General features: G+C 70.5%; 11 protein-coding genes and 2 pseudogenes. 6 read left to right on the top strand and 7 right to left on the bottom strand.

The genetic code is table 11. The features are described from left to right. Positions 1 to 127: 127 nt before the first annotated feature. From VIU94_RS00780 to VIU94_RS00770, 3 genes are all read right to left on the bottom strand, one after another. Positions 128 to 301 (bottom strand): hypothetical protein, encoded by a 174-nt coding sequence (locus VIU94_RS00780; RefSeq protein WP_331906376.1) that lies wholly within the window; start codon positions 299 to 301, stop codon positions 128 to 130. A gap of 11 nt (positions 302 to 312) precedes the next feature. Next, positions 313 to 696 (bottom strand): DoxX family protein, encoded by a 384-nt coding sequence (locus tag VIU94_RS00775; protein WP_331906374.1) that lies wholly within the window; start codon positions 694 to 696, stop codon positions 313 to 315. Positions 697 to 772: 76 nt separating this feature from the next. Then, positions 773 to 1,960 (bottom strand): NAD(P)/FAD-dependent oxidoreductase, encoded by a 1,188-nt coding sequence (locus VIU94_RS00770; protein ID WP_331906372.1) that lies wholly within the window; start codon positions 1,958 to 1,960, stop codon positions 773 to 775. Positions 1,961 to 2,144: 184 nt separating this feature from the next. Between VIU94_RS00770 and VIU94_RS00765 the strand changes: the two are divergent. The 4 genes and pseudogenes from VIU94_RS00765 to VIU94_RS00750 all read left to right on the top strand — a co-directional run. Continuing rightward, positions 2,145 to 2,660 (top strand): annotated as a pseudogene (locus VIU94_RS00765) (IS5 family transposase); the annotation flags it as partial. Positions 2,661 to 2,877: 217 nt separating this feature from the next. Continuing rightward, complete coding sequence (locus tag VIU94_RS00760) at positions 2,878 to 3,093, top strand: DUF6243 family protein (RefSeq protein WP_331906370.1); 216 nt, start codon at positions 2,878 to 2,880, stop codon at positions 3,091 to 3,093. A gap of 116 nt (positions 3,094 to 3,209) precedes the next feature. Beyond that, positions 3,210 to 3,359, top strand: a pseudogene (locus VIU94_RS00755) (DNA-binding protein); the annotation flags it as partial. Positions 3,360 to 3,535: 176 nt separating this feature from the next. Continuing rightward, positions 3,536 to 4,387, top strand: coding sequence for a hypothetical protein (locus tag VIU94_RS00750; protein WP_331906368.1), 852 nt, complete (start codon positions 3,536 to 3,538; stop codon positions 4,385 to 4,387). A gap of 129 nt (positions 4,388 to 4,516) precedes the next feature. Here the strand turns inward: VIU94_RS00750 and VIU94_RS00745 are convergent, their stop codons facing one another. From VIU94_RS00745 to VIU94_RS00730, 4 genes are read right to left on the bottom strand one after another with little or no spacing between them, the layout of a single operon-like run. After that, on the bottom strand, positions 4,517 to 5,722 hold the full coding sequence (locus VIU94_RS00745; RefSeq protein WP_331906366.1) for an ABC transporter permease: 1,206 nt from the start codon (positions 5,720 to 5,722) through the stop codon (positions 4,517 to 4,519). Further along, positions 5,719 to 6,414, bottom strand: coding sequence for an ABC transporter ATP-binding protein (locus VIU94_RS00740; protein WP_331906364.1), 696 nt, complete (start codon positions 6,412 to 6,414; stop codon positions 5,719 to 5,721). Before VIU94_RS00740 ends, VIU94_RS00745 begins: the two co-directional genes overlap by 4 nt. Further along, positions 6,411 to 7,583: a peptidoglycan-binding protein gene (locus tag VIU94_RS00735; RefSeq protein ID WP_331906362.1), complete on the bottom strand. Its 1,173-nt coding sequence runs from the start codon at positions 7,581 to 7,583 to the stop codon at positions 6,411 to 6,413. The genes VIU94_RS00740 and VIU94_RS00735 overlap by 4 nt, the downstream gene beginning before the upstream one ends. After that, positions 7,580 to 8,143 (bottom strand): hypothetical protein, encoded by a 564-nt coding sequence (locus tag VIU94_RS00730; RefSeq protein ID WP_331906360.1) that lies wholly within the window; start codon positions 8,141 to 8,143, stop codon positions 7,580 to 7,582. Before VIU94_RS00730 ends, VIU94_RS00735 begins: the two co-directional genes overlap by 4 nt. Before the next feature lie 218 nt (positions 8,144 to 8,361). Between VIU94_RS00730 and VIU94_RS00725 the strand changes: the two genes are divergently transcribed. Beyond that, positions 8,362 to 9,018, top strand: a complete 657-nt coding sequence (locus VIU94_RS00725; protein ID WP_331906358.1) for a response regulator transcription factor — start codon at positions 8,362 to 8,364, stop codon at positions 9,016 to 9,018. Further along, positions 9,015 to 10,202 (top strand): sensor histidine kinase, encoded by a 1,188-nt coding sequence (locus tag VIU94_RS00720; protein ID WP_331906356.1) that lies wholly within the window; start codon positions 9,015 to 9,017, stop codon positions 10,200 to 10,202. The genes VIU94_RS00725 and VIU94_RS00720 overlap by 4 nt, the downstream gene beginning before the upstream one ends. Positions 10,203 to 10,726 lie beyond the last annotated feature (524 nt).

Here is a 10,726-nt window from a genome sequence, read left to right as displayed (position 1 = left end):
GGACGGCGCCGAACCAGGTGTGCTCGCCCCGGCCCAGGCATTCGACCCGACCAGCTTCCTCACCTTCCTCGCCCCACACGGAATCAGCTGGACCATCACCGTCTCCGACACCCCAACCACCTAGCAGTCAGTGGACCGTATCCACCCCAGGGTGAGCGGGGTCCGATGCGACGCGTTTCAGCTTCTCCGGGTTGCGGACGCAATAGAGGCCGGTGATACGGGCGTCCTCGACGCGGGCCGCCATCACGCCGTCGATCTCACCGTCCAGGCGGAAGACGAATCCCGGGCTGCCGTTGACCACGGCGGGTTTCCTCAGCCGGTGAAAGGCTCAAGGACGAAACGGCCCCACGCGATGAATCCTGCGAGCACGAGATAGACCGAATTCAGGATCACGAGCTTGTACTGACCAAGGCGGCCATGAGTGATCATCGCGCCGACCATGAGAGCAACCCAGCACACAGCGGTCACCGGCACCATGACCGGTGCTATGTCGAGCACGGCGGGCAGGATCAGGCCAACCGCGGCCAGGAGCTCCAGGAATCCGAGAGTCTTGACGAAACCGACGCTGGCGTCTCGGGTCCAATTCCCGCCCTCGTGCGCGGCCAGTTTTTCCTTGGGTACGAACGCCTTGCTGATGCCGCCGCCCAGGGCAACCACGGCCAGCAGTCCGGTCGCAATCCACAGAGTGAGGTTCATCGGGTTTCTCCTTGCCTTGTGTCGGTGGCTCCGGTGTCGAGCCGACCGACCGTGAATGCTTGGCTGAACTCTTGGTTCAGCGAGGGAGAGCGGCCTCGCTGCGCTTGCCTCGCAGCAGCTGCCGGCGCTTGTCATCCTTGAATCCCCAGCTGAACGAGCCGGGCTTGCGCGCCTCGTCCACCAGTTCCTTGACGACGCCCGTGCAAGCGCGCTCCTTGATCCCTGCGGCGAGACGGCCGCCGATGTAGTACCTGTTCGCGGTGTCGTCCTTGGAGGCGATCTGTACGGTGGCGGCGCGACGCCCCAGGGCGATGCACTGGCCGAAGAAGCCCACGTTGATGGCCTCGGGCTGTGCACCCGCGATCCGGGCCAGCACCGTGTCGGCAGCGTGCGCTCCCAGCGGACGAGCGGTCTGGCAGCTCATGCGCAGCGGCAGATCCGACGGCGCCGCCGAATCCCCGGCCGCGACGATGCGCGCATCGTCCACGCTCGTCAACGTCTCGTCGGTGAGCAGGCGCCCCAAGGCGTCGGTGCTCAGTTCGCTGCGCCTGGCCAAGTCCGGCACACCGAACCCGGCGGTCCAGATCGTCACCGCGCTCGACAGCGTGCGGCCGCCGTCGAGTTGCACGGCATCGCGGGTCACCGCCGTCACCTTCGCCTCGGCGCCTTCGAGTACGGTCACGCCGAGCTTGGCCAACCGCTTGGCAACCGAGCGCCGAACCCGCGGATGCAGATAGGGGCCGAGCACCCCGCCGCACACCAGGGTCACCCGGCGGCCCTGCTCCGCCAGCTCGGCGGCGGTCTCGATCCCCGTCGAACCAGCTCCCACAACCGTCACCGCGGCCGTCGAGGGCGCGGCGTCGACCACCGTCCACAGCCGCTGCGCCTCCTCCAGGGTGGCGATCGGGTGGGCGAACTCGGCCGCTCCGGGGACGCGCGGGTCGGCGCTGCCACTGCCCACCGCGTAGATCAAATAGTCGTAGCCGACCGTGCCGCCGCTCGCCAACGTCACGCTGCGCCCCGGGGCGTCGATCCGTGCCACGGTGTCGACCACCAGCCGGACGGGCTCGCCGAGGACCTCCCGGTAGTCGACGACCGCCGCGTGGGACCCTCCCACCACCTGATGCAGGCGAACCCTCTCGACAAACGTCGAACGCGGGTTGACCAACGTCACCCTCACGTCGTCGCGCTGCGTCAGACGATTGGCCGCCAAGACGCCCGCGTATCCGCCGCCGATCACGACCACATCGATGCTCCCAGTCACGATGTCTCCTTCGTTTCGAGGGGTTCGGGCACAAGACACCGCATGACCTGTCGCCGTGACAGCCTGTGAGGCAGATCACTCCGCGGGCCCTCGGTGCGCGGATTCCTTCGTTCGGAGCCGGTGCTCCGGAATGCGCGCCAGCGGCGGCGAACACTCACCTGGGACCCGTCTGGTAATTGATCTTGTGGTGGGTCACGGTGAGCTGACGGATGCGGCATGGGAGCGGATAGCGCCTCTGCTGCCGGGTGTTGATGGGCGAGGGCGTCCGTGGCGGGATCACCGGCAGGTGATCAACGGGGTGTTCTGGCGGATGCGGACCGGTGCGCCGTGGCGTGACCTGCCGGAACGCCATGACCCGTGGCAGACGGCCTATGAGCGGTTCGCCCGCTGGGAGGCGGACGGCACCTGGGCCGGCCTGCTCGAGCAGGTCCAGCTCCGGGACGACTCCGTCGGAACCGTGGAGTGGACGGTGTCGGTCGATTCCACGATCAACCGAGCCCACCAGCACGCCGCCGGAGCCCGCGAAAAGGGGCGGCGGCGGGGGACGAACTGGAAGATCCGGCATGCACGACGGCTGGCCAGGCGCTTGGCCGGTCCCGCGGCGGGCTGACCAGTCGGACGGCTCCGCCGCAGGCTCGACGCGGTCATCGTGGACAAGGCGTACTCGTCCCGGGCGATCCGCCAGTCCCTGCGGCGCAGGCGCACCCCGGGCGCTCGGCGAAGGCCAGGCCGACGCCGGGGCGGCGACAAGGCTGGTGTGCGGGGCCGATGGAACCGGGTAACGTCTTTGTCATGTTCTTCCAGACGCCGATTCACGAGTGAGAGCGTGACGGGCCCCTGCTGACGTCCTTCGACGTCGCCGCCCGTCCCCCACCGATGAATCCGTAGATCACTTCACATCACCACCGGGAGAACCCGTGACCGACAGCAAGAACATCAACAACCCCGTGGGCCAGGGCGGCGGCCAGCGCAAGAAGCTGTCCCGCGCCGAACGGCAGAACAACGGTCCGCACCGCAACCTCGACCGCCAGAATGCAGCCGACCAGAAGGCGGAGCTGGTGCGCAAGATGCGCGAGAAGGCACGCGCAGCTGAGGACGCCGCGCAGGCGAGCGACGACACCGCACAGAGCTGACGCACCGCCGCCGCAGGGCGGCACCGCACGGGGCAGGGCCCGGACCGCGACGCGCGGTCCGGGCCCTGTCGTATCGGGGCTCTGCTGCCGTACCGGACACGGCCGGTCCCGCGCAGCTCTCGGCCGACCGCGACGCCGACCTTCCGGTCGTCACCTCCGCCGCGGTGCTCGTCGAGGTGATCCACCCCAGGATCAATGACTCCGCGCTGAAGAGGACGCTGTCCCGGCTGCTCGTCGAACCGGTCACCCAGGCCCTGGCCCGTCGCGTGCCGACTGGTGGGCCCCCGGTTGCGGCCATGTCGCCATGACCCCGGCGCCCAGGGCGCGTTGTCAGCTGGTGCGGGTAACGCTCGGGAAACTTCGTGTCGGTTCGAATGGCCGCGGCGGGTCACAGTGGCCCGCCGCGGCCATCGAGTCCGCGTCGTGATCGCGAGGTTTCACCATGAGCTCAGCAAGTCGCCCACGAGTATCGCGAAGGTCCCTGCTCGCTGCCGGTACCGCCGTCGGGCTGTCCGGTCTGGTGTCGACGCCGGCTGCTGCCGCGCCGCTGCGCCAGGACCCGGCCGGCGGGAACCTGATTCTCGACTACCGGCCGAGCCAGCCCACCGGCTGGCCGGACATGCCGGGAAAGCCGACCGGGACACTGGGCGGGCACACCGCGTCCCGCGACTTCACGTTCAACGGGGTCCCGTATCGCATCAGCCTTCTTCCGTCCGGTAAGGACGGGGCCTCCACGGATCCCGTCTACGAGGCGGTTCCGGAGCTCTCGGCCATTGGCTTCGAGCAGACCCTCGCCGCTGCGTTCGGCGCCCACTACGCGTTCCACTACCAGGGCGGATTCCGGGGGAAGGAGGAGTTCCGCGTCCAGTCGTACAGCGTCTTCGCCACGGAGGCGACACAGGAGCAGCCGGTGACCACATTCGGGGGCGGGCTGTACGTCGTCTACGAGCCTGACACGCGCCGGGGCGATCCGGGCATCCATGAGACCTTGCGCTGGATTCAGGTGGTCCACCAGTCCGGGACCATCGAGAACCGTCCGAGCGAGGTCGACAACATCGGCAGGGCGAACCCCTTCTACATGGACGGCGGGCTGACCTCGATCTACGGCACCGAGGTATGCAACTTCCACGACGCCTCGCAGATATCGCTGGACGGCAGGTTCGATCTCGACGAGCAGTTCCTGGCCGAGACCTTCCTCGCGCACGACACCGGGACCAAGGACCGATCGGGCCGAGGAGTCGTGCACATTCTCGGCGGGATCAAGTGGGGATGGCGGGTGCAGCGGGCGGAATGACCGTCCCCGCCCCGTCACCGGCCTGCCGCTTCGCGAACTGCGGAGCGGCAGGCCGGGCCCGTGCCGGGAACCGGGTGGCCGGGCCCGTGCCGGGAACCGGGTGGGCGGGCCCACCGGCCGGTAGGCCCGTCAAGGCGAGGCCAGGGCCTCAGTCGGTGAGAGCCGGGAGGCGCGGACGGCCGGGTAGAGGCCTGCCAGGGTGCCGATGGCCAGGGTGGCGGCGACGCCGCCGATGACCGCCCAGGAGGGCACCACCGCGGGCCAGTCCTGCGAGAGGGCGTACGCCGTGGTCACGGTGGTCCCGAGCAGTGCGCCGCCCGCGCCGCCCAGGGCCGACAGCAGCAGGGACTCGGCGAGGAACTGGATGCGGATGTGTCCACGGGTGGCGCCGAGAGAGCGGCGCAGGCCGATCTCGGCGCGGCGTTCCAGTACCGAGATGACCATGGTGTTGGCGACTCCGACGCCGCCGACGAGCAGAGCCACCGCGCCGAGGCCGAGGAGAAGTCCGGTGAAGGCCTTGCTCGCGGCCTGCTTGGCCGCCAGGGCGTCGGAGGGACGGGAGACCTTGACCTCGTTCGGTGCCCGCGGGTTGGCGGTGGCGCCGAGAACGGATCGGACCGCTTCGACGTCGGCGTCGGCGCTGCGCACGTAGACGCGGGTGGGCCGGCCGTCGAAGCCCAGGACGCTGTCGGCGGCGGGCCAGCCGATGAGGGCCGCGGAGTCCAGTTCGGGGGCGAGGACAACCGGTTCGAGGATGCCGACGACGGTGAACCGCCGCCCGCCGATCAGTACGCGGGTGTCCGGGCGGGCGTCGCCGATGCCCAAGCGCTCGGCGGCCTCGGCCCCGAGCACAGTCGCCGGATACCTGCCGGTCGCCGCGTTGAGCCAGGCGCCGCTGCGCAGCCCGGCCCCGGTGGCGGCGGGCAGGCTCGTCCGTGCCGCGTAGGCGGTGATGCCGCCGTTGTCCGTCTCGGGGATCTTCTCGGTGCGGAAGACGTCGGCTCCGGGAAGCTTGCCGATGGCCGATGTGGAGGTGACCGGTCCGATGCGGGAGATCATCCCTTCTGCCGTGGGCGGGAGTTGGGCCGTTCCACCGGTCAGCTTGTCGCCCGGGGCGACGGTGAGCAGGTTGGTCCCGAGGGCGGCCAGGGTGCGGTCGAGCTCGGCGCGGGAGGACGAGGAGACGCCGACCACAGCGACCATCGCGGCGATGCCGATGGCGATTCCCAGCGCAGAGAGCACGGCACGCATCGGGCGGGTGTGCAGGCCCACCGCGCCGACCCGGATCACGTCGCCGGGCCTCATCCGTTCGGGCCTCAGCACGTCGGTGGTCATCGGATCACCTCCACTACGGGGGCTTCCCGTCGGAGTACGTCGTCGATGACCCGGCCGTCGCGCATGTGCACCTGCCGGGGCAGAGAGGCGGCGAGCTCCCGGTCGTGGGTGATGATCACGACGGTGGTGCCTGAGGAGTGGAGCTCGCGCAGCAGTCGCATCACCGCCTGCCCGGACACCGAGTCCAGCGCCCCGGTCGGCTCGTCCGCGAGCAGTAGCGCGGGATCGCCGGCCACCGCGCGGGCGATGGCAACGCGCTGGCGCTCTCCACCGGACAGCTCGTGCGGGTGGTGGTCCGTCCGGTGGCCGAGGCCGACACGGTCCAGTACCGTCGCCGCGCGACGCCTGCGCTCGGCGGGCCGCAGCCCGCAGTAGAGGAGGCCGTCGGCCACGTTGTCCAGGGCCGAGGTGCCGGCGGCGAGGTGGAACTGCTGGAAGACGAAACCGATCCGGGAGGCGCGCAGGGCGGACAGTCCGGCGTCGGACAGCGCGCCTACGTCGTGGCCGTCGAGGTGCACGCGACCGGTGGTGGGCCGGTCCAGGGTGCCGAGCAGATTCAGCATCGTGGACTTGCCGGAACCGGAGGGGCCGACGATGGCGGCAAGTTCACCGGGGCCGACGGCCAGGGAGACCCCGTCGAGGGCGGTCACTCCGCCGGCGTAGGTCTTGGTCACATCCGTCAGCGTGATCACTTGGGCATCCCCACCTTGGCGCCCTGGGAGACGCCGCCGGAGATCTCCACCCGGCCGTCGGCGAACAGCCCCGTGGTGACGGGAACGTACGTCGAGGTCGCCCCCTCCACCAGTTCCACCCCGTATCCGCCCTCGGCGAGGGCGAGCAACGCGGAGACCGGCACGGTGAGGACGTCCTTGCGGGTGTCGGCCGTGAAGATCACGTGGACGCCGGCCTGGTCGTACGCACGGACGGCCTCGCGGGCCTCGGCAGCTGTGAGCCCGATCACTACTTTGATCTTCGTCTCCGCCTCCTTCTGCCCCGCGGCGGGCTTGGACACGGTGGAGACCTCGGTGACCGTGCCCGGCACTACGGCGCCGTCCGGGAGCGCGACCTCGACGGCGGCGCCCTGCTTGGCCAGCCGCTGGTCAGCGGTGTCCAGCTCCGCTGTGACAGCCTTGGCGGTGCCGGTGTACGACAGCACGTTCTGACCCGGCCCGGTCTGGTCCCCCGGCTCGGCCTCCAGGCCGGCGATGCGGATCGCCTCGGGGGTGAAGACGACCCGCCCGAACTCCACGGTCCCGGTCTTCTTCAGACCGAGGTCGCCCTGCCACCGCCTGACGGCCTGCTCCGTGGCCTCGGTGTACGCCTCGTCGGGCGTGAACCCGGTGTAGCCGAGCGCGCTGAGGTTCTGCTCCAGCTGACTGACATCGGGCCCCTCGGAGCCCTTCGCCAACGCGCGGTAGGCCGGCAGCGATCCGTACAGCAGCACCACGGGCTGGTTGTCCACCGCGTACAGGGCCTTCCCCCGGGTGATCTCCGTGCCCTGCTCGGGCAGTTGGGTGAGCGTGCCGGGAAGCCGGCCGGCCGCGGTCCGTTCCGTACCGGAACCGAGCTGCGCATCAGCGCTCCTGGTGTCCTTGAGCGTCTGCCGTAGCACCTCGGCCGTCGCCGGAGGCAGCCGGCTCGCCGCCTCGTCCGCGGCCTTGCCGTTGTCATCCGGGCCGAACACGGCCGCAGTGCCCGCGCCGGCCGCGACCAGGGCGAAGAGGGCGACGGTCATCTTCGTGGCGCGCCGCGTGCGGCGCCGCCGCCGGCCACGCGCGGACGAAGTCCGGTCCGCCTGCCGCTCGCCAGGGGAGGACTCGACCGTCACCGGGCGCTCGCCAAGGGGGTGCTCGACCGTCACCGGGCGCTCCCCGCCTTCTCGCGGTCACCCTCGGCCCCGCCGCACTTCTTCCAGGCGTTCTCGAAGTCCGGGTCCTCGGCCTGTGCGGGACCGATGTCGATGCCCTGGCCCTCCTTGGGGTCGGCGAAGTCCGCCACGCCGTTCTCGCGCATGCACCGCGCCAGGTCGAGCATGGCCTTGCGGTCCTTGGAGTCGCTCTGGTCGGCGGGCGCCGGCGGCGCGACCGAGCGGCACGCCTCGATGGCCTTGTCGGCCTTCTCCCTGTTCGAGCCGTCGACAGAGAGCCCGATGCCCTGACCGGGCTTGGGGTCCGCCACGTCCAGGCCCTGCTGCCGCAGGCACCGCGCGTACTTCACGTTCATCTCGTCTCGGCTCAGACCGGGTGCGGCGCTGCTCGTCGCGCCCTTTGTGCCACCGTTCGCGGAGGCGACCCCGGCGCCCTCAGTGCCGGAGCCGCACGCGGTGAGCGTCAGGGTCAGGGCGAGGGGCAATGCCGCGAGCAGGGCGGGGTGGCGGGGGCGCACGTGAGTCGTACGAGTCGTACGAGGTGCACGAGGCATGCGAGGTTCTCCTTGCCGATGGGCCGGCGCGGTGCCGGCCGACGGAAGGGATGCAACTCCCGGTGCTGTTACCTCACTGTTTCCCCGTCGGGATCGACAACCTCGAAGAACGCCGTGGGCGGTCGCTTACGAGAAGGAAACGGGCCCTTGGGAAACCATGGGCAAGAGCGGCCGTCGCCCCCGGATGGGCGGTGGCCCCGAGGGAAGGACGGCAACGCATGCGGCTCCTGGTGGCGGAGGACGAGCGGCAGCTCGCCGACGCGATCGCGGAATGGCTCCGGCAGGAGACCCACGCGGTCGACGTCGCGTACGACGGCGCCGCGGCCCTGGAGCGGACCGACGTCAACGACTACGACGTCATCATCCTGGACCGGGACCTTCCCCTGGTCCACGGGGACGAGATCTGCACCCGGCTCGTCGCATCCGGCCATCAGGCACGACTGCTGATGCTGACCGCGGCCGGTGAGGTCACCGACCGCGTCACAGGGCTCTCCCTCGGCGCCGACGACTACCTCACCAAGCCCTTCGCCCTCCCCGAGCTCGCCGCCCGGGTCCTCGCACTCGGTCGGCGCTCCCGCCCGGCCGCTCCACCGGTGCTCCGCCGCCGCGGCATCACGCTGGACCCGGCGCGCCGCGAGGTGTTCCGGGACAACCGCTACATACCACTGGCGAAGAAGGAGTTCGCCGTCCTGACGGAGCTGTTGCGTGCCGACGGCGCGGCGGTCCCCACCGAACACCTGCTGGAGAAGGCGTGGGACGAGCACACCGATCCCTTCACCGGGGCCGTCCGCCTCACCGTGCTCAAGCTCCGCCGCAAGCTCGGCGACCCACCCGTCATCGAGACCGTCACGGGCGTGGGGTACCGCATTTCATGAAGAAGCGCCGCGTCACCCTGCGCGCCCGGCTCACCCTGGTCTACGGCGGCCTGTTCTTCGCCGCCGGCATCGTGCTGCTCGGCGTCACCTACGTCCTGTTCGCCCAGCAGCTCGACCGGGGCGGGGACCTCAGCGTCCATTCCGATTCCGGCCAGAGCGCTGCCTCGCGGCAGGACTCCCTGCCCGACGACCTCAACTGGGTGGCGAGTGAGCAGAGGAGACTGCACGACGCCGCCACCGCCTCGCTCATCACCCAGGGCAGCATCGCGCTCGCCCTCGTCGGGGGCGTCGCGGCGGGCTTCGGCTGGCTCATCGCCGGCCGGGTACTGGCCCCCCTGCGCCGGGTCACCGACACCGCCAGGCGCATCGCCTCCGCGCCGGCCGCCGACCACGGTCTGCACGAGCGCATCACACTCGACTGCCGCGACGACGAGGTGAAGGACCTCGCCGACAGCTTCGACCTGATGGTCGAACGGCTCGACCGATCCTTCGACGGACAGCGCCGCTTCGTCGCCAACGCCTCACACGAACTGCGCACACCCCTGACCGTGGGCCGTGCCCTGGTCGAGCTGGCCATGCACCGCACGTCGGCCTCCGCCGACGTGAAACGGCTCGGCGAGGACCTCCTGGAGATCAACGACCGGCACGAGCGGCTCATCAGCGGACTGCTGCTGCTGGCAGGCTCGGAGAACCACATCCCCGAGCGGCAGCCCGTCGACCTCGCGGACGTGGTCACCCATGTGACCGCCCAGAGCACCCCCGGGGCCGAGAAGGCCGGGATCACCGTGTACGAGGACCCCGGCCCGGCCCTCACCACCGGAGACGCTCTCCTGCTCGAACGGCTCGTCCAGAACCTCGTGGAGAACGGCATCCGGCACAACACCGGCGCCGGCGGATGGGTACGCGTCAGCAGCCGCACACGCGAGGACGGCCTGGCCGAGATCGAAGTGAGCAACACCGGCCCCGATGTACCGCCCTACGAGGTTCCCACCTTGTTCGAACCGTTCCGCCGCCTTGGCACCGAGCGCCTCGTCACCGCCAAGGGAGCGGGCCTCGGCCTGTCCATCGTCCGCTCGGTGGCCCGCGCCCACGGCGGCGAAGCCACCGCCCGCCCCCGCCACGCCGGGGGCCTGACTGTCACAGTGACCCTCCCCCAGGACATGCGGCGTTCTCCACAAGCGTGACGGACTCTGCGCGGTGACGGGGCCTACCAACCGAGGCGACCTGAGCGCTGGAGCGGCCGAGGGAGCCGAACCTGGGGCTCCGGCACCAGCTGGTGCGGGTGGCGGACGCCAGCGGGAGGGGCGGCTCACCCGCGACGAGCAGGCTCGGTGGAGCGGAGCGCTGATGGGACTTCCGGAGCCGGACGCTTCGGGCACCCGGCCCCAGTCAGCCCAGATCGACATCGTCGAGCAACTTGGTCCCCAGCCAACCCCATTCCCAGGTCCGCTACAGAGCGTGATCAGCAAGAGAGGCTCGGCGGGCACCCCGACAAGGCCTTCCGCCGGCCGCCGGCCAAACGCAAAAGCCGCCTCCCGACCGGGCGCACAGCCTGGTCGGGAGGCGGCCTTCTGAGACTGGCGGTACGTCAGGATAAGTGCCGAACGAGCGTCAGATGAGCGTCACGACCGGCCAGGGCGCATTTCTGCGTGCCGTACCAGCAAGGTCCTCCCACAGCACACCGGTCACAGCTTCCTCGACCACGGCG

This window comes from Streptomyces sp., assembly GCF_036566765.1.
Taxonomy (GTDB): domain Bacteria; phylum Actinomycetota; class Actinomycetes; order Streptomycetales; family Streptomycetaceae; genus Streptomyces.
This window is presented reverse-complemented; position numbering and strand designations above follow the sequence as displayed.